Origin of the sequence: Streptomyces sp. NPDC049585, from assembly GCF_040675615.1 — a bacterium.
In the GTDB taxonomy this organism is placed as follows: domain Bacteria; phylum Actinomycetota; class Actinomycetes; order Streptomycetales; family Streptomycetaceae; genus Streptomyces; species Streptomyces luteosporeus.
On sequence record NZ_JBFAPE010000010.1, the window covers coordinates 110,716 to 134,150 of the forward strand.

A 23,435-nucleotide genomic window follows, 5' to 3' on the forward strand; every position below is an offset into this window, starting at 1 on the left:
GGGTGCCCCGGTGCACGGCGCGGGGCAGGGATGAGCCGGATCCTGCCGAGTGTGCGGCCCGGATTCGAAGTCCTCAGCGAATCTTCGAATATGGATCGGGGCGCCCGGTGGCCAGCGGCAGCACGGCGGTGACCTCCCAGCCGCCGTCCGGGCGGCCACCGAAGCCGAGGGTGCCGCCGAGCGCCTCGGCCCGTTCGGCCAGCCCCGCCAGCCCGCTGCCTCCCTTGCGGGCCCGCTCGCCCAGGAATCCGCCGCCTTCGGCGATGGACGGCGCCCGGTTGGCGACGCGGACGGTGAGCACCGCCGCCCCGGCCGCCGTGCCCGGCAGGACGGACACGCGCACCAGGGGCGTGGTCGGCGCGTGCCGGCGGACGTTGGTGAGCGCCTCGACCACCACCCGGTGGGCGGTGCTGGCCACTTCGCGCGGCACGCGGGCGACGTGCTCGGGCGACAGGTCGATGTCCAGCTCCACCTCGCAGCGGCCGGCGGTGCGGAACCGCTCGGCGACGTCGGCGATGTCCGGCAGGCCGTACGCCTGCGGCTGCCCCTCGGCGGCCGTGCCCGCCGGGGCGGCGGAGGTCTCCTCCGCCCCGTCGAGCATGTGCACCGTGCGGTCCATCGACCCCAGCGCCTGCAGGCCGGCGGCCTCGATCTGCTGCAGGATCGGCATGACCTTTTCCGGCTGCCCGGCCGCGACCACCTGCGCCGCCTGGGCCAGCACGACGATGCCCGACACGTCGTGTGCCACGAAGTCGTGCAGGTCACGGGCCAGTTGCAGGCGCTGGACGCGCCGGGCCTGGTGCACCGAGCGGAGCCTGCGCGACTCCTGGGCGCGCAGGTAGCCGCCGACGGCCGCGGCGGCGACGGCACCCAGGCAGAAGAAGGCGCTCTGCGCGGCGGCCTCCAGGACGGTGGGCGGCACCTGCAGCCGCAGCATCATCGTCGACGCCAGCAGGCCGAGCACGGTGCACAGCACCACCGCCTGCCGCAGGGGCGCGAAGCGGGCGACGAGGCAGACCAGCAGCAGGACGGCCGCCATCTCCACCAAGGTGACCAGGCCGGCGGGGTGTTCGTGGACCGGTGGATAGCCCACCGCGGTCCCCAGCGCGGAGGAGAGGGCGACCGCGCCGGTCACCGGCAGCAGCGGGACCCGGGCGCGCAGGCCGGCCAGGGCCAGGGTGCCCAGGACCGCCACCACCATGGGGACGGCGGCCTTCCAGCCGGCGGCCGGCCCGGCGAACACCCCGCCCACCACCGCCGCGGCCGCGAGGAGGCCGCACAGCGGGGGGAGCAGACGACGACGTAAGGAAGTGGTGGGGTTGACGACCATTCGGCCCATCCTAGTGATGGCTGTGATGTCAGTTAGCTGCCATCGGGGTGGTGGGCGCGACTCCTCTTCGAAATCTTCTCCGGGATGTTCCGTGGGAAGGGAGACCGCATGTTTTTCGAGGAGGGGACGCACATGCCCGATGAGAACCGGTCGGAACTCGACCGGCTGCTGCCGGAATGGCATTTCAGGGAGCTGCACCGCATTGCGGTGCCGGGCCCCCCGGCGCAGGTGATGCGCGCCGCGTACGCCACGACCTGGGCCGAGGCGCCCCTGGCGCGGGCACTGGTGGCGATCACCCGGGCCGACGTGTCGGCCGACCGCCGCATCGTCTCCGACTTCCTCAGCGGGATGGGCGAGGTGGTGCCGACCGGGGACGACGAGTTCCTCTTCGCCGGCGTGCAGTCCCCCTCGGACGCGCCCCGGCCACCGGGCACCCTCGCGCAGATCGTGCGCGAGAGCCGTGAGCCGGGCCTGCTGAAAGTCGGGATGAACGTCCGCTGCGCCGACGGGCTGCTCACCACGGAGACCCGGGTGCTGGCCACGGACGAACACACCCGCCGTGCCTTCGCGCCCTACTGGTACCTCATCAGGTTCGGCAGCGGGCTGACCCGCACGTCCATGCTGCGTGCCATCCGCGGGCGGGTGCTGCGGGAGCGGACGGCGCCCTGACCCGCGAGGGACCGTACCGGCCGCGGCCGCCCGCCGCCCCTCGCCGCCCGCCGCCGCCAAGAATTCTTCGATGCCCGGAAGTGACCCTGGGTGCCCGGTGCGCCCGGCGAACGTGACCGGCGGGCGGCCCGCGGCGGCCGCCGCACGCGCCCGATCTCGCGTTTGTGTGCCGCCGCCCGCCGCCCCGGGCCGGTGGCCGAAAGTCGCGCAACGCATTATTCAATTCTTCTCATTGCAATCTCTGGACCTCCCCGGGAAATCCGGACCCGGCAGCCCTTGTCGTGGTGATCGCACGCTGCCTAAGGTCGACCGCAATTGGCTGACCGCGTCATGGAGGGAAGTCTCGATGGCCAATCCATTCGAGGACGAGAACGCCGAGTACAACGTGCTCGTGAACGACGAGGGCCAGCATTCCCTGTGGCCCGCTTTCGCTGCGATCCCGGCGGGCTGGAACGTCGTGCACGGCACGGCGAGCCGCCAGGAATGCCTGGACTACGTGAACGAGAACTGGACCGACATGCGTCCGCGCAGCCTCGCCGCGGCCATGGCCGCCGAGGCTTCCTGAATCGTTTTCCGCCCACCGCCACCTTTCGCTGTCAAGGAGAAAAACCATCATGTCGACCCTCACCGATGAGCGCCGCACCGCCGTCAAGGAGATCGTCTGCGACATCCTCGAGCTCGAGGAGGACGAGGTGACGGACACCAGCCTCTTCATCGAGGACCACGGCGCCGACTCGCTGCGCGCCATCGAGATCCTGGCCTCCCTGGAGAAGGAGTTCGGTATCAGCATCGACCAGTCCGAACTGGCCCAGATGGTCAACCTGGAGCGCGTCTACCAGGTCGTCGCGGAGGCCCCCGTCCGCTGACCCGGCGCACGCTGCCGCCGATCCGCAGGTCCGAAGGTCTGAAGGGGAACAGCATGTCCGCACAACGCCCCGGTGCCGCAGCCGGGAGACGCCGGGTGGTGCTCACCGGTTTCGGCGTCATATCCAGCATCGGCATCGGTGCCGAGGAGTTCACCGCCAGCCTGCGGGCCGGCCGCAGCGGGGTCAGCCCGATATCGGTGTTCGACGTCGAGGGCTTCGCCCATGTCAACGGGTGCGAGGTCAAGGGGTTCGAGCCCGAGCGGTGGATCTCGCGCACCCCGGTCGAGGAGCTGGGGCGGGCCAGCCGCTTCGCCGTCGCCGCCGCGCGGATGGCGGTCGAGGACGCCGGCCTGGACCCCGCCGACCTGGCCGGCCGGCGGGGCCTGATCTCCGTCGGCACCACCGACGGCGAGTCCTACGAGCTCGACCGGCTGGTCGCGGCCGAACTGGCCGACGGCCCCGAGCGGATGGACCCGCAGATCGTGCGCCGGGTCTCCGCCGCCCGGCTGTCCACCACCATCGCCCAGGAACTGGAGCTCACCGACGTCGAGGCGCCCACCATCGCGACCGCCTGCTCCGCCGGCAACTACGCGATCGGCTACGGCTTCGACGCGGTGAGCTCGGGCGAGGTGGAGTACGCCCTGTGCGGCGGCGCCGACGCCATGTGCCGCAAGACGTTCACCGGCTTCTACCGGCTCGGCACCATCGCCCCCGAGTGCTGCCAGCCCTTCGACGTCGACCGCAAGGGCATCCTCACCGGCGAGGGCGCCGGCGTCCTGGTCCTCGAAAGCCTGGACTCGGCGCTGGCGCGCGGCGCCACCATCTACGCCGAGGTCCTCGGCTACGGCCTGAACTGCGACGCCTACCACCAGGTCGCCCCCAACGGCGACAGCGTCGCCCAGGCCATGGCCCTGGCCCTGGACAACGCGGGCGTGAAGCCGGAGGAGGTCGACCTGATCTCCGCGCACGGCACCGGCACCAAGGCCAACGACATCACCGAGGCCGGCGCCATCCGCAAGGTCTTCGGCGCCGCCACCCCGCGCACCATCTCGCTCAAGTCCATGCTCGGCCACACCATGGGCGCCGCCAGCGCGCTGGGCGCCATCGCCTGCGGCCTGGCCATCACCCACGGCTTCATCCCGCCCACCATCAACCACCACCGCACCGACCCCGAGTGCGAGATCGACTGCGTGCCCAACCACGCCGTCGACGCCGACCTGCGCGTCGTGCAGAACAACGGCCTCGCCTTCGGCGGCAACAACGCCATCGTCATCCTCGGCAAGTACACCGCCGGCGACCGCGCCGAGGCGGCGGCATGACGTACGCCATCACCGGCACCGGAGCCGTCGCCAGCATCGGGGCGGCGCCCGAGGAGATCTTCCGCAGCCTGTGCGAGGGCCGCAGCGGACTGGCGCCGCTGCGCGCCTTCGACCGCGACCGCTTCAACGCCCAGCAGCTCTTCGAGATCGACGACCGGCCCGCCGACGGCGTGGACGAGCCGGGACGGGCCACCCGCTTCCTGGTCGAGGCCGTCGCCCAGGCCGCCGAGGAGGCCGGGCTCGGCGAGGACCTCGCCGGGATCCCCGTCCTGGTCGGCACCGGCCTGCGCGAGCTGCGCTCGCTGGAGCTGTGGTGGCGCGACGGCGTCCCCTTCGGCGCCGACGGCCTGCACTTCGAGGCCGCCCTGCGCCACCGCTTCGGGGCCGTCGACACCCACACCTTCGCCGGCGCCTGCTCCGCCTCCCTGTACGCCCTGGCCCTCGGCTGGGACCTGCTGGAGCTCGGCGAGGCGGAGACGGTGATCGTGGCCGGCTGCGACGTGGTCACCGAGTCGATGTTCGGCCAGGCCGACCGCGTCCAGTTCGACCCGCCGCCCGCCGTGCGCCCCTTCGACAACGAGCGCCGGGGCACCATCCTCGGCGAGGGTGCGGCCGCCGTCGTGCTCACCCGCAATCCTCCCGCCGGCCGCCCGGTGCACGGTCGGCTGCGCTCGGTGGCCGTCAACTGCGACGCCCACCACCAGACCGCGCCCGAGCCGGGCGGCGTCGCCGCGGCCGTGCGCCAGGCCCACCAGCGGGCCGGGCTGACCCCGGCCGACATCGACCTGGTCGTCCTGCACGGCACCGGCACCCCGCTCAACGACCGTACGGAGGCGCTCGTGACCTCCGAGGTCTTCGCCGGCAGCCGGCCGGCGCTGACCGGCATCAAGTCGCTGACCGGGCACACCTCGGGCTCCGCCGGCCTGCTCGCGCTGGTCACGGCCCTGTCCGCGCTGCGCTCGGGCGTCGTGCCGCCGATCGCGGGCCTCGCCGACCCGCTGCCCGAGGGCGCGGACCTGCACCTGGTCACCGACCGGCCGCTGACCGCGCCGCTGCGTACCGCGCAGGTCAACAGCTTCGGCTTCGGCGGCGTCAACGCCGTCGCGATCGTGGGAGGTGCCGCATGACAACCGCCGAGACCGAGGCCGCCGTGACCGGGGCCGCCGTGACCGACGTGGCCGTGAGCGGGGTGGCGGTGGCCCTGCCCGGCGCCGCCGACCCCCGGGACCTGCTGCGGCCCGTCCCCGAGGGCGCGCCCCCCGTGGACGCGGCCGAGCGCATCGGCAAAAAGGGCCTGCGGTTCAAGGACCGCGCCACCCAGGTGGGCCTGCACCTGGCCCACGCCGCGCTCACCGACGCCGGCCTGCTCGCCGACGGCAACCTGACCGTGCCCGGCGACCGCATCGGAGTCGTCGTCAGCTCCAACCTCGGCAACGCCGACACCGTCTGCCGGGCCGTGGAGACGATCGCCAAGGAGTCCACCGGCGCCCTGAGCCCCATGGACACCCCCAACGCCTCCAGCAACATCATTGCCTCGGAGACCGCCATCCGCTACGGCCTGCGCGGCCCCAACCTCACCGTCTGCAACGGCACCGGCTCCGGCCTGGACGCCGTGCGCTGGGCGGTGCTGATGGTCCGCTCCGGCCGCGCCGACCACATGCTCGTCACCGGCGTCGAACCCGACAACGAGGTCACCCGCCGCCTGGTCGGCGGCCCCGTCGCCGACGGCGGCGCCGCCCTCGTCGTCACCCGCACGCCCACCGCCCCCGTCAAGGCCCTGCTCGGCCCCGTCGTGCGCACCGCCGATCCCGCCGGCACCGCCGGCGAACTCGGCCGGCGCGCCCCCGGCGGCCGGATGTGGCTGGCCGGCGACGGCCGGGCCGTGCCCGGCGACGCCGAGCACCTCGCCCTCGACGGCTGGGGCGAACTCTCCGGCGCCCTGGGCATCGTGCAGTGCGCCGCCGCGGCCGGCTGGTTCGCCCAGGGCCGCCCCGGGCCCGTCTACGCCCTGGCCGGCGGCGCCGGCGCGGCCCTGCTCGCCCCGCAGGAGGCGGCATGACGCGCGTGGTCCTGCTGCACGGCCTGGGCAACAACGAGATGATCTTTTCGCCCCTGGCCGCCCACTGGCGGCCGGGGACGGAGGTCCACACCCCCCGCCTGCCCTGGCACAGCGAGGGCATCGCCGCCTGGCGCCACGAGAGCGACTCGGCCGCCCGCCTCCAGGACGTCCTTCAGGCGGTGCCCGGCGGCGCCGACGTCGTGGTGGCCCACTCGTTCGCCTCCGTGGTGCTGCTGGACCTGCTCAGCCGCCGGGCCGCGGCCGGCGACCCGCTGCCCGTCGCCGGCGTCGTCCTGGTCAACCCCTTCTACCGCAGCGACGCGGACGACTTCCACTGGAACATGATCGCGCCGACCCTGGACGACTTCCCGCGCACCATGACCGAGTCCATCCGCCTGCGCACCACCGGCCGTCCCATCGACGCCGACCTGCTGGCCGACATGGCACGCCGGATGACCGAGTGGATCGGACCCTACGGCTGGCTCCGCTTCTTCGAGGCGTACCTGCGCACCCCGCTGCTGCCCGTGGCCGAGGTGAACACCCCGGCCCTGGTGATCGGGTGCGAGCAGGACCGCTCGGCCCCGGTCGCCGAGGCCCGCCACCTGGCGGCCCGGCTGCCCGCCGGCCGGGCACTGATCGAGCCCGGCTGCGGCCACTTCCCGATGCTCGAGAGGCCCGCCTGGTTCGCCGGCGCCGTGCAGGGCTTCGCCGAGCGGGTGGGCCCCGCCCCGGTCCCCCTGCCCGCCGCCGCCCCGGCGGCCGGCATCTGAACGACCCCACGCCCGACGAGAAGGAGTCCGTGATGGGCCCGACGCCCCATCCCGCCGTGACGGCACTGCTGGAGAACCCCACCACGGGGCGGCTGCGCCCCGGCTTCGAAGGCAACAACATCAGCTTCGCCATCGGCTTCAAGCACATCAGCTACCTCGCCGAAGCCGCCGTGCTGCACCACTTCCGCCAGGCCGGCCTGAGCGCCGGCGAGCTCTACCGGCGCCACGGCCTGGGCTTCGACGTGGTCGACGTCCACTCCCGGCTCGGCGCCCTGCTGGCCGTCGACGACGAGGTCGAGGCCCGGGTCACCCCCGCCACCAAGGACGGCGAGGACCGCCTGCGCTTCAAGGTGGAGATGTTCGTCGAGCGCGACGGCAAGCGCGTCAAGTGCGCCGGCTCCACCGTCCGGGTGGCCCTGCGCATCGACGACCACATCAAGGCCGAGGAGCCCTGGCCGGCCGGGCTCGAGCGCTTCGCCACCGCCCGCCTGGGCACCGGCGAGCGCCGGGACGTCGCCGCCACCCCGCTGCCGTACGGCGAGTTCACCGCCGGCCGCGGCACCACCGCCGACCCCGTCCTCGCCGAACTCGTCGGCGACACCAACGCCTTCGGCTGGCGCTGGCGGATGCCGTACTTCTACTGCCACTTCAACGAGCGCGTCCAGATGTCCGGCTTCCTGCGCATCATGGAGGAGGCCGAGGACCTCTTCCTCGCCGACCGGGGCCTGGCCATCAAGCAGGTCCTCGACGGCCGCGGCTGGATCCCGGTGGTCACCCAGTCCCGCATCGAACTCCTCGACGAGACGCTGATGGAGGAGGAGCTCTACACCGTCTACACGGTGGAGAACATCTTCAAGTCCCTGCTCTACACCCACCGCATGGACTGCTACGTGCTGCGCGACGGACAGCTCGTGAAGACCGCCACCGGCACCATCACCCACGGCTACCTCACCGAGACCGCCCCCAACCAGTGGGAGATGGCCGACATGGACGAGGCCACCCTCGCGGCCCTGTCCACGCCCCGCAAGGCGGCGGCATGAGCGCCCCCGCACCCGCCCGCGCCGTCATCACCGGCTGGTCGGCGGTCTCCCCGTACGGCATCGGCGCCGAGGCGTTCACCGAGGGGCTGCGCGACCGGCGCACCACCGTCGCCCCCGTCGACACCGAACGCTGGGGCGTGCCCACCACCCGCGCCCACCTCGTGCCCGGCTTCGAGACCCGCGAGGTGCTCGGAAAGAAGGGCACCCGCTCCATGGACCGCGTCACCGGCCTCGCCGTCGCCGCCGTCGGCTCCCTGCTGAAGCAGCCCGGCAGCGTCGAGGAGCGCGAGACCGGCGAGCGCGCCGCCCTGGTGCTGGCCACCACCACCGGCAGCGCGGCCAGCATGATGGACTTCACCCGCAGCTCCCTGCAGGGCGAGCGGCCCTACGACGTCGACCCGGCCGTGATGCCCAACGCCGTCATGAACTGCGCCGCCGGCCAGTGCGCCATCTGGTACGGCATCAAGGGCCCCAACACCACCCTCGCCGGCGGCCGCGCCGCAGGGCTGCTGTCCCTGAACTACGCCACCCGCCTGCTGTCCTCCGGCCGCGCCGAGACCGTGCTGTGCGCCGCCGCCGAGGAGTACTCCGCCGCCCGCTACTGGCTGGAGAAGCACAGCCGGGGCGCCGAGGCCCCCGGCGTACCCCTGGGCGAGGGCGCCGCCGTCCTGCTCGTCCAGCCCGCCGGCACCCACACCCCCGAGCGCCCGCCGCTCGCCGAAGTCCTCGCCGTGCGCAGCCGGGTGGCCACCGGCGCCCGCGTCCGCGACGTCCTCGCCGACTGCGTGCGCGACGCCCTGGCCGCCGCCGGCACCGACCCCACCGAGGTCTGGGCCGCCGCCCCGGGCGACGCCCCCGGCCGCCTCGGCCACCTCGAGCACGAGGTGCTGGAGGAGATCTGCGGCACCGAGGCGCTGGGCCGCGTGCCCGCCGTCGCCCGCATCGGCGACGTCTCCGCCGCCTCCGGCTCCTTCCAGATCGCCATGGTCCTGGCCACCGCCGCCGACGACCCCGCGGCCGCCGGCCGCGTCGCCGTCATCACCTCCGCCGACCGCGACGGCTCCCTGGCCTGCGCCGTCCTGAGGCTGGTGGGCCGATGAGCACCCCCCTGCCCGTGCGCGGCGCAAGCCCCGTCCGCGCCGACGTGCACGTGCTCGCCCGCACCGAGGACGGCCTGGCGAGCAGCGCCCGCGCCGAGATCGGCCCCGACGAGCCCGTCTTCGCCGGCCACTACCCCGACTTCCCCATCTTCCCCGGGGTCTGCGTCCTCGAATGCGTGCAGCGGGCCGCCACCGACGGCCCCGCCGCCCCCGCCGCCGGCGACCTCGCCGCCGTGGAGTCCGCCCGCTTCGCCGGCGCGGTCTACCCCGGCGACACGCTCGCCCTCGACCTCGCCTGGCGCCGTACCCCGGCCGGTCTGGTCTGCCGCGCCACCGCCACCACCGAGCGCGGCAGGGCCGCCTCCGTACGGCTGCGCTTCGCGACCGAAGGAGACGCCCGGTGACCGCCGCCGCCCCCACCCTGCCGCAGGTCACCGACCTGCTGCCGCACCGCTACCCCATGCTGCTCGTCGACCGCGTCCTGGACATGGTCCCCGGCAGCAGCATCCGCGCCGTCAAGGCCGTCACGCTCAACGAGCCCTGGTACGACCGGCTGCCGGCCGGCGCCCCGCTGGACTACCCGCGCTCCCTGCTCGTCGAGTCCTGGGGCCAGAGCGCCGGCCTGCTGGCCTCCGCCATGGCCGACACCCCCCAGGGGCAGGTCATGCTCTTCGGCTCCGTCGCCGACGCCGTCTTCCATCTGCCCGTGCACCCCGGCGACGTCCTCGAACACCGCGTCCGCATCAGCAGGGCCCTGGCCGACTCCGTCGTCTTCGAGGGCACCAGCCACCGCGGCGAGGAGACCGTCATGACCGTCTCCAGCATGGTCATGGCCTTCCGCCCCGCCACCCTGCTGCGCCCCGAGGCGCCCGCAACCAACCCCGTAAGGAAGGCCGACCGATGACCGACAACAGGCCCGTGGCGCTCGTCAGCGGCGGCTCCCGCGGCATCGGCCGGGCCGTCGTGCTCAAGCTCGCCGCCGACGGCTACGACGTGAGCTTCTGCTACCACTCCAACCAGGACGCCGCCGACCTCGTCGCCAAGGAGGCGAAGGCACTGGGCGCCCGCGTCCTGCACCACCGCGTCGACGTCGCCGACGGCGCCGCCGTCCGCGCCTGGGTCGGCGCCACCGAGAGCGAACTGGGCGCCCTCGACACCGCCGTCACCTCAGCCGGCATCACCCGCGACAAGGGCCTGGTGCTGATGAGCGACGAGGAGTGGCGCACGGTCGTGGCCACCAACCTCGACGGCGTCTTCCACGTCTGCCGCGCCGCCGCCTTCGCCATGATGAAGCGCCGCCGCGGCAGCATCGTCAACATCTCCTCCGTCGCCGGCATCTACGGCAACGCCAACCAGACCAACTATGCCGCCACCAAGGCCGGCATCATCGGCTTCTCCCGCTCCCTGGCCAAGGAGACCGGCCGCTACGGCGTGCGCGTCAACACCGTCGCCCCCGGCTTCGTCGACACCGACATGGTCACCGCCGTCCCCGAGCGGCAGCGCGAGGCGGCCCTCGCCGGCGTCGCGCTCGGCCGGATGGGCACCGCCGAGGAGGTCGCCGAGCTCGTCGCCTTCCTCGCCGGCGAACGCGCCGGCTACATCACCGGATCCGTCTTCCAGATCGACGGGGGGATATCCCTGTGAGCACCGGACGGCGCAAGAAGAACCCCAGATGGTACTTCTCGCTGCGCAGCCCCTACTCGTGGTTCGCCTACCGCGACCTGAGCGAGAACCACCCCGACGTCCTCGACGAGATCGAGTGGATCCCCTACTGGGAGCCCGACGAGGAGTCCACCCGCCTGCTGGACGAGGCCGGGGTCACCCTCCCGGTCATGCCCATGCACCGCTCGAAGAACTTCTACATCCTGCGCGACGCCCGCCGCTGGGCCCACGCCCGCGGCTGGCAGGTCACCTGGCCCGTCGACCGCGACCCGCACTGGGAGGTCGCGCACCTGGCCTACATCGCCGCCGAGGAGGCCGGCTGCGGCCGGCAGTTCGTCGACCTCGCCTACCGCGCCCGCTGGCACGAGGGCCGCGACCTGTCCGACCGCGCCACCATCGCCGCCATCGCCACCGACCTGGGCCTTCCCGCCTCCCTCGGCGACGCCGTCGACGACCCGGTGCTGCGCCTGAAGGGCGTCGCCTGCCTGATCGCCGCCTACCACGACGACGCCTTCGGCGTCCCCTTCTTCCTCAACGGCCGCGAGGCGTTCTGGGGCGCCGAGCGCGTCTCCGCGTTCGTCGCCGCCGTCCGCGGCGAGGAGTGGGACGGCATCAGCGACGCCCCCTTCACCGCCACCCCCTACGCCGCCCAGGCAGCCGAAGGGAGCACGCCATGACCACCACCGCAGCCCCCCAGCGGCTCGTACCCCGCCGGGTGGTGCCCGGCACCACCGAGGCCCGCTGGGCCGAGGTGACCGTGCCCGTCCCCGCCCGGCTCGCGGCCCGCGTCCGCCTGCTCGCCCGGCGCACCGGCACCGGCTGGGGCCCGGTCCTGCTCGCCGCCCACGCCGCCGTCCTCGCCACCCTCGGCGGCGAGAGCACCGTGCTCACCGGCTACGCACCGCCCGCCGCGGGCGGGGCCCTGCGGCCGCTCGCCCTGACCGCCGACGGCGGCACCTGGGAGGAGCTGCTGGCCGGCGCCGCCCGCGCCGCCGCCGGCGAGCCGGCCGCCGGTGCCTTCGAGACCGCCCTGGACCTCGCCCACCCCGAGGGCGCCCTGCCCGAGCCGCACCCCGGCACCGTCCTGGCCGCCGTGCTGCGCCTGACCCCCACCGGCCCCGCGCTGCTGCTGCGGTACCGCACGGACGTCCTCGACGCCGAGGCCGCCGAGCGCATCGCCGGCTACCACCTCACGGCGCTCGACCACCTCACGCAGCACCCCACCTCCGCCGTCCGCGAGCGCAGCCTGCTGACGCCGCAGGAGCACCACCACCAGATCCACGAACTGGCCGGCCCCGTGCGCCCGGTGCCCGACCGGCGCTTCCACCAGCTGTTCGAGGAGCAGGCGGCCGCCCGCCCCGACGCCGTCGCCGCCGAGCACGCCGGCACCACCCTGACGTACGGCGAGCTCAACGCCCGCGCCAACCGCCTCGCCCACGCGCTGCTCGCCCGCCGGATCGGCCCCGAGGACATCGTGGCCGTCGTCACCGAACGCAACCTCGACTGGCTCACGGCCGTCGTCGCCATCCTCAAGGCCGGCGCCGCCTACCTGCCCATCGAGCCCGCCGCCCCCGTCGACCGCATGGCCCGCACCCTGCGGCGCAGCGGCTGCCGGCTCGTGCTGACCGAGGACGCGAGCACCACGCACCTGCGCCTCGCGGCCCCCGACGACCTGCCCACGCTCACCGTCGCCGCCGGCCTGGCCGAGGACCGCCCCGCCACCGACCCCGGCGTGCCCGTGGCCGCCGACCAGCTGGCGTACCTGTACTTCACCTCCGGCTCCACCGGCGAGCCCAAGGGCGCGATGTGCGAGCACGCCGGCTTCGTCAACCACCTCTACGCCAAGATCGACGACCAGGGCATCGCCGCCGGCCAGGTGGTGGCCCAGACCGCCCCCCAGTCCTTCGACATCTCCCTGTGGCAGCTGCTGGCCGCCCTCGTCGTCGGCGGCCGCACCCTGATCGTCGAGCAGGACGCCATCCTCGACGTCGACCGCTACCTCGACACGATCGAGCGCGGCGAGGTCGCCGTCCTGCAGGCCGTCCCCTCCTACCTGGAGGTCGTCCTGGCCCGGCTGGAGGAGAGCCCGCGCGCCCTGCCCGCCCTGCGCTGCGTGTCCGTCACCGGCGAGGCGCTGAAGAAGGAACTGGCCGTGCGCTGGTTCGAGCGCTTCCCGCACATCGCCCTGATGAACGCCTACGGCCTGACCGAGACCTCCGACGACACCAACCACGAGGTCATGACCGCCGCCCCCGTGTGGGACTCCGTCCCCCTCGGCCGGCCGGTCGCCAACGCCCGCGTCTACGTCGTCGACGAACAGCTGCGCCCGGTGCCCCTCGGCGCCCCCGGCGAGATCGTCTTCTCCGGCGTGTGCGTCGGCCGCGGGTACGTCAACGACCCCGAGCGCACCGCCGCCGCCTTCGGCGAGGACCCCCACCGCCCCGGACAGCGCCTGTACCGCTCCGGCGACTTCGGTCGCTGGCTGCCCGGCGGCACCCTGGAGTTCCTCGGCCGGCGCGACGCCCAGGTCAAGATCCGCGGCTTCCGCATCGAGATCGGCGAGATCGAGAACCAGCTGCTGCGCCTGCCCGGCGTGCGCGACAGCGCCGTCGTGGTCGTCGAGAGCCCCGACGAGGGCCGCCACCTGGTCGGCTTCCACACCGGCTCCGACCTGCCCGCCGACGAGCTGCGCCGCAGCCTGGCCCGGACGCTGCCGCCCTACATGGTCCCCGGCCGGCTCGAACGCCTCGACGCGCTGCCGCTCACCCCCAACGGCAAGACCGACAAGCGGGCGCTCGCCGCCCTCGCCGCCGAACTCGCCGCTCCCGAGGCCGCGGTGGCGTACGAGCCGCCGAGCACCGACGCCGAGCGCCGCCTGGCCGACGCCTGGGCCGCCGTGCTCAAGCTGCCCGTCGCACAGATCGGCCGGTACGACGACTTCTTCGACCGCGGCGGCACCTCCCTGTCGGCGGTGCAGCTCGTCGTGCGCATGGCCCGCGCCTTCACCCTGCAGGACGTACGGCGCAACCCCACGCTGACCGCGCTCGCCTCCCTGCTCGACGGCGCGCCCGTGCAGGAGGCCGGCGCCCCCGCGCAGGAGACGGCGGCCCCGGCGGCCCGTACGACGCACGCCACCGCCCCCGCCACCGCGACCGTCGCGCCGCGCACCACGGACGACGCCACCGCTCCCTTCGACGTGGTGCGCACCGAGGGCCGGCCCGCCGTGCTCGTCCTCGACGGCCCCGCACCGGCCGACCCCGCCGCCTGGGCGGCCGAGCACCGCGCCCGGCTGCAGGCGACCGTCGCCGAGCACGGCGCCCTCCTGGTGCGCGGCCTGGGCCTGACCGACGCGCAGACCGTCGGCCGCGTGGGCCGGGCGCTGCTGCACGAGGTGATGACCGAACGCGAGGGCTTCGCCACCCGGCAGGCACTGGCCGAGGGCGTGTACTCCTCCTCCGAGTGGCCGGCCGACCAGCCCATGTGCATGCACCACGAGCTCTCCTACGCCCGCGAGGTGCCCGGCACGCTGCTCTTCGCCTGCCTGACGGCACCGGAGTCCGGCGGCGTCACCGGGGTCGCCGACTCCCAGGACGCCCTGCAGGCGCTGCCCGCCGGCCTCGTGGCCCGCTTCGAGAAGCTCGGCTGGCTGCTCGACCGCAACTACACCGAGACCGTCGGCGTCTCCCTCGCCGAGTCCTTCGGCACCGCCGACCGCGCCGGCATCGAGGCGTACTGCGCCGAGCGCGGCATCAGCTGCACCTGGCGTCCGGGCGGCGACCTGCGCACCCGCCAGCGCGCGGCCGCGGTGCTGACCCACCCCGTCACCGGCCGGCGGGCCTGGTTCAACCAGATCGCCTTCCTCAACGAGTGGACGCTGGACCCGGTGATCCGCGAGTACCTGAAGTTCGAGTTCGGCGACGACGGGCTGCCGTTCAACAGCCGCTACGGCGACGGCTCCGCGCTCGACGAGGACACCGTGCTCGCCATCAACGAGGTCTACGAGAAGCACACCCTGCGCGAGGCCTGGCAGCGCGGCGACCTGCTCGTCGTGGACAACCTGCGCATGGCCCACAGCCGCGAGCCCTACGAGGGCCGCCGCGAGATCGCCGTCATGCTCGGCGACCCCGTGACCGTACCCGCCCTCGACTGACGCACCGCACACCCACCCACAGATGGAGCACGTCATGTCCCCCCAGCCCCTCGTGCCGCCCTTCGCCGTCATCACCGGCGCACAGGTCGCCGACGTCCTCACGGGCCACGAGAAGCAGGTCCTCGACCTGGTGGAGGAGGTCTACACGCTGCACGGCCGCGGCAGCTCGGTGAACCCGCCCTCGTACTTCCTGCGCTTCCCCGACCGGCCCAGCGCCCGCATCATCGCCCTGCCCGCCTCCGTCGGCGGCGAGAAGCCCACCGACGGCCTGAAGTGGATCTCCAGCTTCCCCGAGAACGTCGCGGCCGGCATCCCCCGCGCCTCCGCCGTGCTCATCCTCAACGACCACGTCACCGGCTACCCGTTCGCGTGCCTGGAGAGCTCCATCATCAGCGCCTCCCGCACCGCCGCCTCCGCGGCGCTGGCGGCCGACCGGCTCAGCCGTGGCGCGCGAGCGCGCCGCATCGGCTTCGTCGGCACCGGGCTCATCGCCCGCTACGTCCACCACTACCTGCAGGCCAGCGGCTGGACCTTCGACGAGCTGGGCGTGCACGACCTGTCCGCGACCCACGCGGAGGCGTTCGCCGACTACCTCACCTCCGCCCCCGGCGACGCCCCGGTCGTGGTGCACGACAGCGCCGAGGAGCTCATCACCGCCAGCGACCTGGTGGTCTTCGCCACCGTGGCGGGCAGCCCGCACGTGCACGACCCCGCCTGGTTCTCCCACAACCCGCTCGTGCTCAACGTCTCGCTGCGCGACCTCGCCCCCGAGATCCTGCTGGCCTCCACCAACATCCTCGACGACGTCGAGCACTGCCTGAAGGCCGACACCTCCCCGCACCTGGCCGAACAGCTCACCGGCAACCGGGACTTCATCGACGGCACCCTCTTCGATGTCCTCGAAGGCCGCGTCGAGCTGCCGGCGGACCGGCCCGTGGTCTTCTCGCCCTTCGGCCTGGGCGTCCTCGACATCGCGCTGGGCCGCTACGTGCACGACCGGCTGCGCGAGGAGGGCCGGCTCGCCCACATCGAGGGCTTCTTCCACGAGACCGACCGCTACGGCCGCACCACCGGCTAGCGGCGGCCCGATCCGTACCGACCCCCAGGGAACTGGTGATCCCGTGACGATCATTACCGCCCCCTACGAGATCAACGCGGACGACGTCTTCGTCGACCTGCGCCCGGTCCTCGACGTGCCGCTCTACCTCAAGTACGAGGGCATCAACCTCGCCGGCTCCGTCAAACTGAAGGCGGCCCTGGGGATGGTGCTCGCCGCCGAGCGCGAGGGCCTGCTCAAGCCCGGCGACGTGCTCGTGGAGTCCTCCTCCGGCAACCTCGGCGTCGCCCTCAGCATGATCGCGGCGCACCGGGGCTACGGCTTCCTGTGCGTCACCGACTCGCGCTGCAACCCGGCCAGCAAGCGGCTGATGGAGTCCTTCGGCGCCCGGGTCCTGGTCATCTCGCGCCCCGACAAGGAGCGCGGCCTGCTCGGCGCCCGGCTGGACTACGTCCAGCGGCTGTGCGACTTCGACCCGCGCTACGTCTGGCTCAACCAGTACGTCAACCCGCACAACTGGCTCTCGCACTACCGCAGCACCGGACCCGCCATCGCCCGGCAGTTCCCCGACCTCGACGTGCTCTTCGTCGGCGCCGGCACCACCGGCACGCTCATGGGCCTCGCCCGCTACTTCCGCGAGCAGGAACGGCCCGTGCGCATCGTCGCCGTCGACAGCATCGGCTCGGTGACCTTCGGCGGCCCCGCCGTGCCCCGCTACATCCCCGGGCTCGGCGCGGGCGTGCGCCCGCAACTGCTGGACTCCAGCCTCGTCGACGAGGTGGTGATGGTGCCCGAACGCGACACCCTCGAGTGCTGCCAGACCATGGCCCGCCGGGGCTTCCTCTTCGGCGGCTCCACCGGCACCGTCGTCAGCGGGGCCCTGCGCTGGCTCGCGGGCCGCCCGCGCGACGAGCACCTCACCGCCGTGGCCCTCTCCCCGGACCAGGGCGACCGCTACCTCGACTCGCTCTACGACCCCGAGTGGGTGGAGCGGCACTTCGGCGACCCGCGCACCTGGGACGCCGGGATCCCGGCCACCCCCGCCGAGCTGGTCACCAGCTGACGGCCGAGGCATCACCCCACACGAAAGGCCAACACGTCATGGACAAGCCAGTGGTGCTGATCGCCGAGGAGCTCTCCCCGGCCACGCTCGCCGCCCTGGGCCCCGGCTTCGAGATCAGGCACTGCACCGGCGCCGACCCGCGGGCGCTGCGGGCCGCGCTGCCCGGGGCGGACGCCGTGCTCGTACGCAGCGCCACCCGGCTCGACGCCCGGGCCCTGGCCGCCGGCACCCGACTGAAGGTCGTCGCCCGGGCCGGCGTGGGCCTGGACAACGTCGACGTCGACGCGGCCACCCGGGCCGGGATCCTGGTGGTCAACGCGCCCGACGCCAACGTCGTCAGCGCCGCCGAGCACACCGCCGGCCTGCTGCTCGCCCTCGCCCGCCACATCCCGCAGGCCCACGCCTCCCTCACCGCCGGCCACTGGGCCCGCAGCCGCTTCGGCGGCACCGAACTGGCCGGCAAGACCCTCGGCATCGCCGGCCTCGGCCGCATCGGCACGCTCGTGGCCCGCCGCATGGCCGCCTTCGACATGCGCGTCCTCGCCTACGACCCCTACATCACCCCCGCCAGCGCCGCCCACGCCGGCGCCCTGCCGGTCACCTTCGACGAACTGCTGGCGGAGTCCGACTTCCTCACCGTCCACCTGCCCCGCACCCCGCAGACCGCGGGCCTGTTCGGGCCCGCCGCGCTGCGCCGCGTCAAGCCCGGGGTACGCATCGTCAACGCCGCCCGCGGCGGCATCGTGGACGAGAACGCGCTGTACCGGGCGCTGACCGAGGGCCGCGTCGCCGGCGCCGCCCTCGACGTCTTCGCCACCGAACCGTGCACCGACTCCCCGCTGTTCGCCCTGGACACCGTCGTCGTCACCCCCCACCTCGGCGCGAGCACCGCCGAGGCGCAGGAGCGCGCCGGGGTGGGCGTGGCCACGGCCGTACGACGGGCCCTGACCGGACTGCCCGTGCCCGAGGCCGTCAACTTCGCCGCCCTGATGGCCACGGCCGGCGCACAGCCGATGGAGTACGCCCGATGAGCGCCGCACGGACGGAGGCCGGCAGCATGCACAGCACCGACAGCATCCGGTGGTTCCGCCGCTACGCGGTGACGGCCGCGCCGCGCCGACGACTGCTCGTCCTGCCGCACGCCGGCGGCTCGGCCAGCTTCTTCCACTCCTGGGGAGCGGCCTTCGACGACGACACCGAGGTCCTCGTCGCCCGCTACCCCGGCCGGCACGACCGCATGACCGACCCCTGCATCGACGACATGGCCGAGCTCACCGACAGCGTCACCGCGGCACTGCTGCCCTTCCTGGACGTGCCGCTGACCCTCTTCGGCCACAGCATGGGCGCCTCGCTGGCGTACGAACTGGCACTGCGGCTGGAGAGCCGGCACGGGGTGCGCCCCGCCGCCCTGCACGTCTCCAGCCGCAAGGCCCCGCACCGGCTGACCCCCCGGCCCCTGCACACCGAGGGCGACGCCGCCCTGATCGCCGAGGTCCGCCGGCTGGGCGGCACCGACGACGCGCTGCTGGACGACCCCGACCTGGTGGAGCTGCTCCTGCCCGCCATCCGGGCCGACTTCACCCTGGTCGGCACCTACGGCCCGCGCAGCGCCGTGCCGGTCGGCTGCCCCGTGCACGCCTACGTGGGCGACGAGGACCCCGCTGTCACGCCCGCCGACATGGCGGCCTGGGCCGACGTGGCACCGCGCGGCTTCACCCTGGACGTGCTGCCCGGCGGCCACTTCTACCTCGTCGAGCAACGCACGGCCCTCGTCGCCGCCCTGTCCGACCAACTGGTGGCGGGCTAGAGCGCCCCGTAGGGGCGCGGGGAACTGCGCGATCAGCCGGCGACTACCCGCAGATTGCGGGGGTGGTGCGGCGACTGCCCGCAGATCGAACGCTGCCCCGCGCCCGCGCCCCTACGGGGCGCTAGCCCTGCCGCACCAGGCGGGCGTACGCATCCGCCAGGTGCCGCGTGACCGGCCCGACCTCGTACGGCCTGCCGTCGACGGCCCGTACCGGCTGCACCTCGTACGCCGTGCCGGTCAGGAACACTTCCTGGGCCCGCTCCAGCACCTCGGGCGCCAGGTGACCCTCGTGCACCGCGATACCGGCCTCGTGCGCCAGCGCGATGACGGTCTGCCGGGTGATGCCGTCGAGGAAGACGTCGGCCAGCGGCGTGTGCAGGGCCCCGTCGACGACGAGGAACAGGTTGGCGCCGGTGGCCTCGGCCAGGTAGCCGCGGTAGTCCAGCAGCAGGGCGTCGTCGTACCCGTCCGCCTCGGCCGCGTCCCGCGCCAGCGTGCAGATGTTGTACAGCGACGCGGCCTTGGCGCGCACGGGCGCGGTGTCGGGCGCGGGGCGGCGCCACTTGGACGTGCCCAGGGCGATGCCGCGCTCGCGCGCGGCGGAGGAGAAGACGTTCGGCCACTCCCAGGCGGCGACGGCCACGTGCACCGAGGTGCCCGCCCCGGAGACGCTCAGCTGCTCGCTGCCCCGCCAGGCGACCGGCCGGACGTAGCCGTCGGCGATGCCCGCGCGCCGCACGAGTTCCTCGGCGGCCCGGTCCAGCTCGGCCGGCTCGAAGGGCAGGGCGAAGCCCAGCTCGCGGGCGGAGGCGGCCAGCCGCCGCGAGTGCTCGGCCAGGCGGAAGATGCGCCCGCCGTACACGCGCATGCCCTCGAAGACGCCGCCGCCGTAGTGCAGGCCGTGCGTGAGCACGTGCAGGCGCGCCTCGCGCCAGGGGACGAACGATCCGTCGAGCCAGATCAGGCCGTCGCGGTCGTCGAAGGGGAGGGGGGTGGTCATCGGGTGCTCTCCTCGGGCGCGTAGTCGATGCGGATCGCGCTCTCCAGGTGCCGGTGGAACTCCTCCGCCTCCGCGGTGCTCGCGTGCCGGGAGAGGACGAAGGCCGGGTAGCCGGTGAAGTCGGGGTAGGGCCGCACGACGTCGCCGGGGTGCAGCATCTGCACCACGTGGTCGACGCGCGGGTCGGCCCGTACCGCGTCCAGGCCGTGGATCGCGGTGATGCGGCCGTGGCCGCCGCACGGCACGATGTAGTTGGCCGCCGCGCCGACGGCGGTGACCGGTGCGCCCGCGCAGGCGGGCGGCAGGCCGGCGGCGACGCGCAGCGCGTCGGCTGCCAGGTCCACGCCGGTGACGTGCGAGGCGATGTAGTGGGAGACGCCGGAGCCGCCGACGCGGGCGCCCATCTCCAGCAGGTACGGCTCGGTGCCGCCGCGCAGGCGCAGCTCGGTGTGGGTGGGGCCGTCGGTGACGCCGAGGGCCCGGTGCGCGGCGGTCACCTCGCGCACCACGGCCTCCTGCACCGCGGGCGGCAGGGCCGCGGGGGCGCGGTAGACGGTCTCCTCGAAGTACGGGCCCTTGGGCTCGCCCTTGTAGCCGATGGACAGCACCGTCACCTCGCCGCGGTGGGCGAGCGACTCCACCGCGTACTCCGGCCCGTCGAGGTACTCCTCGACGACCAGCGCCGGCTCCGCGCCCAGCACCCCGCGGCAGACCTCGCGCACCTCGGCCACCACGGCCGCGAGCCGCCCGGGGTCCTCCGCCCGGGTCACCCCGAGGCTGGAGTAGCCGTGGGCCGGCTTGACGACCACGGGGAAGTCCAGGTCGGCGGCGTCGGCCGGCGCGCCGTCGTCGAGCTTGAGGAAGCGGGGCACGTTCAGTCCGGCCGCCGCCAGCCGCTCGCGCATCAGGCGCTTGTCCTGCACGCCGGCCGCCGTCGACGGGGGGATGCCGGGCAGCCCCAGCGCCCGGGCCGCCCCGGCGACGAAGGGCACGGCCGGGTCGTACAGGGTGGTGATCCCGTCGAACGGGTGCTCGTGGTGGTACTGCTGCAGGGCCGCCAGGGCGCCGGCCGGGTCGCCCTCCACATCCAGCGGGAGCACGTCGGCGACCGCGGCCGGCAGCCGGTCGGGCTCCACGGTCTCGTCCGGCCGCGGCACCAGCACCAGGCGGATGCCGGCGCGCTGCGCACTGTCGAACACCCACGGCAGCGAGGTGCGCTGGTAGACGAGGACGACGGTGGGCTGGGCGGGGTTCACGGTGTTCGCGGCGTTCACGACGTTCCTTGTTCGTGGAGGGCGGCGTCCTTCCCGTGCGCGCCGGCGGGCGCCCGGGCAGGGGAGGGAGCGGGAGCCTTCCCGCCGACGGTGAGCCACACGCCGGCCGAGCACAGGCAGATCAGGGCGACGGGCAGCGGGCCGGGAGCGCCGGCCCAGCCCAGGGCCCACTCGCCCAGGCGCACCAGGAAGGGCACGACCAGGGCCAGGGCCGAGGTGAACAGCGGGCCCTTGAGCAGGATGAGCTGGTGGGAGATGAGGAAGACCGGTGCGGTCAGCACCGCCCCCAGCAGGGCGATCCCGCCCCAGTCCGCCCAGGAGACCGTGCTCAGGGGGGCGAGGAGGGCGGCCGCCGTCCCCAGCATGAGCGTGCCCGCGCCCGTGACGGCCGGCAGCGCCGCGAGCGGCGAGACGTCGGCCATGCGGTGGCGGTAGACGTAGCCGTACACCGCGTACGCGAACGTGCCGCCCAGGGCGAAGAGTGCGCCGGTCAGCAGCGAACTGCCCGTCGCGTTCACCGTCTTCGACGCATGACCGTCGGCCGCCGCGTAGCCCAGGGCCGCGGCCACCGCCACCACCGTGCCCAGGGCCTTGCGCAGGCTGGAGCGCTCGCGGAAGGCGGTGATGCCGATGAGGAAGGTCAGGCAGGGCAGCAGCGAGACGATCAGACCCACCCGGGAGGCCCCGATGCGGCCGATGCCCAGCAGGGTGCCGGTGTAGTAGGCGAAGAAGCCCAGGAACGCCAGCACCGCCACCGCGCCCACCCGTCGGCTGCCGGTGCGCACGTCGGCCCAGGCGCGCGGGCGCAGCGCCGCGACGACGACGAGGGTGACGAAGCTGGCCGCGGTGCGGCCCGCGGCCACCGCCAGCGGGGGCGCGTCGCTGACCAGGCGGCCGGACATCAGCCAGCCGGCGGCCAGCAGGAGCACCATGAGCGCGGACAGGGCGGGGACGACGAGCGCCCCGCCCTGCTTGGGACCGTCACTCACCACTCGGCCGTTCCGAACCGCAGGGCCGGCAGCCGGTCGAGGCCGCCCTTGGCGCGCAGCAGGGTGCGCTGGTCCTCGGTGAAGGCGTAGCGCTGCTTCTCCGCGCCCACGGGCAGGTACGTGCGCACCAGGGCCTTGGCCGCCGCCTTGTACTCCTCGTCGGTGGTGACCTCGTCCTCCAGGCGCTCGACCGTCGCGACGAACGCCCGCAGTGCATCGAGGGCCTTGGCCTCGTGAAGGTGCAGCAGCCCGCCGTCGGCCGGGGAGCCGGTCAGCGCGCCGTGCTCGCGCAGCCAGGAGTAGAGCAGGACGCCCGTGCCGGAGTCGAAGTTGCGGGTGGCGTCGTCCGCCTGCGGATAGCGGAAGATGCGCTCCAGCAGCACCATGGCCATCAGTTCCCGTGCGTACGGGATGTCGTCGTCGATGCAGGTCAGCACGGTCTTGGCATCGACCTTGATCTCCTCCAGCAGGCCGACGAACCAGTTCATCTTCAAGGAGATGTGCTGGTCGAACGGCCAGGAGCCCTGGTAGTGCAGCGAGTCGTGCAGATAGCCCCAGATCGCGCGGGCCTCGAAGCACACGTCCGCCGCCAGGCCCGTGGAGGCGCGCGGCAGGGATTCGGGCGTCAGCACGGCCGCGGCGCCCGGCAGTGCGTACGTCTCGTGGATCCTGCGGAATTTGTTGTAGAAGAACATGGCGTAGGGCTGCTCGCGCACCTTGTCGTGCGCGGCCACGTTCTCGGGGAAGAAGACGATGCAGTTGCCCTCGGTGAGGCCCGCGCTGCCGGTGATCAGCACCAGCGACTGGCAGTTGTTCTTCGGGTGCGGGTGGGTCAGCGCCAGGGCGGGCAGCGCCTCGGGCTCCTTGCGCAGCGCGAAGAACAGCTCCAGCCGCTTGCCCACGGGCGGGGCGCTGTTGGTCGACTGCAGCGGGGCGAGGAAGAACACCGCCTCGCCGTCCGCCGGCGCCTCCAGCGCGTCCCGGGAGCGGGCGAAGTGCGGCGGGGTGTCCAGACCGGCCGCCAGCCAGCCGTCGACGTCCGCCGCGAGGGCGTCGCCCCGGTGGGCCAGGCCGTGCCGGGCGTACCAGGCGCAGGCCTGCTCGCGCACCGCCAGCAGCAGCTCGCGGTCCTCGGGCGTGGGGTGCGCGACGGTGCCGTCGTCGCCCTGGCGGGTGCGGAAGCGGTCGACCAGGGGGATCAGGGTGCGCTGCAGCTCCTCGGCCTCGGCCAGGAGGTCCGGCGCGACGGGCGCGACGCAGGCGGCGGGGGCCGTGCTCAC

22 protein-coding genes and 1 pseudogene are annotated in these 23,435 nt (G+C 74.1%); 18 read left to right on the forward strand and 5 right to left on the reverse strand.

Translation table 11 applies throughout. The features are described from left to right. Window positions 1-73 precede the first annotated feature (73 nt). Window positions 74-1,330 carry a histidine kinase gene (locus AB0K17_RS13980; RefSeq protein ID WP_365964377.1) on the reverse strand — a complete coding sequence of 419 codons (1,257 nt, stop codon included), beginning with the start codon at window positions 1,328-1,330 and terminating at the stop codon, window positions 74-76. A gap of 132 nt (window positions 1,331-1,462) precedes the next feature. On the opposite strand from AB0K17_RS13980, the gene AB0K17_RS13985 reads away from it, so the two are divergent. The 18 genes and pseudogenes from AB0K17_RS13985 to AB0K17_RS14070 all read left to right on the forward strand — a co-directional run bounded on the left by AB0K17_RS13985 (window position 1,463) and on the right by AB0K17_RS14070 (window position 18,892). Further along, window positions 1,463-1,999, forward strand: coding sequence for a hypothetical protein (locus AB0K17_RS13985; protein ID WP_365964376.1), 537 nt, complete (start codon window positions 1,463-1,465; stop codon window positions 1,997-1,999). A gap of 346 nt (window positions 2,000-2,345) precedes the next feature. Further along, on the forward strand, window positions 2,346-2,564 hold the full coding sequence (locus tag AB0K17_RS13990; RefSeq protein WP_344433768.1) for an MbtH family protein: 219 nt from the start codon (window positions 2,346-2,348) through the stop codon (window positions 2,562-2,564). Window positions 2,565-2,613: 49 nt separating this feature from the next. Continuing rightward, window positions 2,614-2,865, forward strand: a complete 252-nt coding sequence (locus tag AB0K17_RS13995; protein ID WP_344433767.1) for an acyl carrier protein — start codon at window positions 2,614-2,616, stop codon at window positions 2,863-2,865. Window positions 2,866-2,918: 53 nt separating this feature from the next. Further along, window positions 2,919-4,184: a beta-ketoacyl-[acyl-carrier-protein] synthase family protein gene (locus AB0K17_RS14000; RefSeq protein ID WP_365983100.1), complete on the forward strand. Its 1,266-nt coding sequence runs from the start codon at window positions 2,919-2,921 to the stop codon at window positions 4,182-4,184. Further along, window positions 4,181-5,311: a beta-ketoacyl synthase N-terminal-like domain-containing protein gene (locus AB0K17_RS14005; protein WP_365964374.1), complete on the forward strand. Its 1,131-nt coding sequence runs from the start codon at window positions 4,181-4,183 to the stop codon at window positions 5,309-5,311. Before AB0K17_RS14000 ends, AB0K17_RS14005 begins: the two co-directional genes overlap by 4 nt. After that, on the forward strand, window positions 5,308-6,243 hold the full coding sequence (locus AB0K17_RS14010; protein WP_365964373.1) for a beta-ketoacyl synthase N-terminal-like domain-containing protein: 936 nt from the start codon (window positions 5,308-5,310) through the stop codon (window positions 6,241-6,243). The genes AB0K17_RS14005 and AB0K17_RS14010 overlap by 4 nt, the downstream gene beginning before the upstream one ends. Continuing rightward, entirely contained in the window at window positions 6,240-7,013 is a 774-nt protein-coding gene (locus AB0K17_RS14015; protein WP_365964372.1) for an alpha/beta hydrolase, read from the forward strand. Before AB0K17_RS14010 ends, AB0K17_RS14015 begins: the two co-directional genes overlap by 4 nt. Before the next feature lie 32 nt (window positions 7,014-7,045). Beyond that, a complete protein-coding gene (locus AB0K17_RS14020) occupies window positions 7,046-8,053 on the forward strand; it encodes a thioesterase family protein (RefSeq protein WP_365964371.1) in 1,008 nt (335 codons plus the stop codon). Continuing rightward, complete coding sequence (locus AB0K17_RS14025; protein ID WP_365964370.1) at window positions 8,050-9,153, forward strand: beta-ketoacyl synthase N-terminal-like domain-containing protein; 1,104 nt, start codon at window positions 8,050-8,052, stop codon at window positions 9,151-9,153. Before AB0K17_RS14020 ends, AB0K17_RS14025 begins: the two co-directional genes overlap by 4 nt. Next, on the forward strand, window positions 9,150-9,557 hold the full coding sequence (locus AB0K17_RS14030) for a hypothetical protein (RefSeq protein ID WP_365964369.1): 408 nt from the start codon (window positions 9,150-9,152) through the stop codon (window positions 9,555-9,557). Before AB0K17_RS14025 ends, AB0K17_RS14030 begins: the two co-directional genes overlap by 4 nt. Continuing rightward, entirely contained in the window at window positions 9,554-10,057 is a 504-nt protein-coding gene (locus tag AB0K17_RS14035; RefSeq protein ID WP_365964368.1) for a 3-hydroxyacyl-ACP dehydratase FabZ family protein, read from the forward strand. The genes AB0K17_RS14030 and AB0K17_RS14035 overlap by 4 nt, the downstream gene beginning before the upstream one ends. Continuing rightward, complete coding sequence (gene fabG / locus AB0K17_RS14040) at window positions 10,054-10,797, forward strand: 3-oxoacyl-ACP reductase FabG (RefSeq protein WP_365964367.1); 744 nt, start codon at window positions 10,054-10,056, stop codon at window positions 10,795-10,797. The genes AB0K17_RS14035 and fabG overlap by 4 nt, the downstream gene beginning before the upstream one ends. Next, window positions 10,794-11,492, forward strand: a complete 699-nt coding sequence (locus AB0K17_RS14045) for a DsbA family protein (protein WP_365964366.1) — start codon at window positions 10,794-10,796, stop codon at window positions 11,490-11,492. Before fabG ends, AB0K17_RS14045 begins: the two co-directional genes overlap by 4 nt. Then, window positions 11,489-14,965: an amino acid adenylation domain-containing protein gene (locus AB0K17_RS14050; RefSeq protein ID WP_365964365.1), complete on the forward strand. Its 3,477-nt coding sequence runs from the start codon at window positions 11,489-11,491 to the stop codon at window positions 14,963-14,965. The genes AB0K17_RS14045 and AB0K17_RS14050 overlap by 4 nt, the downstream gene beginning before the upstream one ends. Before the next feature lie 34 nt (window positions 14,966-14,999). Continuing rightward, window positions 15,000-16,043: a 2,3-diaminopropionate biosynthesis protein SbnB gene (gene sbnB, locus AB0K17_RS14055; RefSeq protein ID WP_365964364.1), complete on the forward strand. Its 1,044-nt coding sequence runs from the start codon at window positions 15,000-15,002 to the stop codon at window positions 16,041-16,043. 43 nt (window positions 16,044-16,086) lie between these two features. Next, window positions 16,087-17,085, forward strand: a complete 999-nt coding sequence (gene sbnA / locus AB0K17_RS14060; protein WP_365964363.1) for a 2,3-diaminopropionate biosynthesis protein SbnA — start codon at window positions 16,087-16,089, stop codon at window positions 17,083-17,085. Window positions 17,086-17,123: 38 nt separating this feature from the next. Continuing rightward, a pseudogene (locus AB0K17_RS14065) lies at window positions 17,124-18,062 on the forward strand (hydroxyacid dehydrogenase); the annotation flags it as partial. Window positions 18,063-18,112: 50 nt separating this feature from the next. Then, complete coding sequence (locus AB0K17_RS14070; protein ID WP_365964362.1) at window positions 18,113-18,892, forward strand: alpha/beta fold hydrolase; 780 nt, start codon at window positions 18,113-18,115, stop codon at window positions 18,890-18,892. Between the two features lie 121 nt (window positions 18,893-19,013). On the opposite strand, the gene AB0K17_RS14075 is transcribed toward AB0K17_RS14070, so the two are convergent. Genes AB0K17_RS14075 through AB0K17_RS14090 form a run of 4 tightly spaced genes read right to left on the reverse strand, consistent with a single transcriptional unit; the run spans window position 19,014 to window position 23,435 of the window. Next, window positions 19,014-19,892 (reverse strand): branched-chain amino acid aminotransferase, encoded by an 879-nt coding sequence (locus tag AB0K17_RS14075; RefSeq protein ID WP_365964361.1) that lies wholly within the window; start codon window positions 19,890-19,892, stop codon window positions 19,014-19,016. Next, complete coding sequence (locus AB0K17_RS14080) at window positions 19,889-21,166, reverse strand: ATP-grasp domain-containing protein (RefSeq protein WP_365964360.1); 1,278 nt, start codon at window positions 21,164-21,166, stop codon at window positions 19,889-19,891. Before AB0K17_RS14080 ends, AB0K17_RS14075 begins: the two co-directional genes overlap by 4 nt. Continuing rightward, window positions 21,163-22,155 carry a DMT family transporter gene (locus tag AB0K17_RS14085; RefSeq protein ID WP_365964359.1) on the reverse strand — a complete coding sequence of 331 codons (993 nt, stop codon included), beginning with the start codon at window positions 22,153-22,155 and terminating at the stop codon, window positions 21,163-21,165. Before AB0K17_RS14085 ends, AB0K17_RS14080 begins: the two co-directional genes overlap by 4 nt. After that, window positions 22,152-23,435, reverse strand: coding sequence for a DUF6421 family protein (locus AB0K17_RS14090; protein ID WP_365964358.1), 1,284 nt, complete (start codon window positions 23,433-23,435; stop codon window positions 22,152-22,154). Before AB0K17_RS14090 ends, AB0K17_RS14085 begins: the two co-directional genes overlap by 4 nt.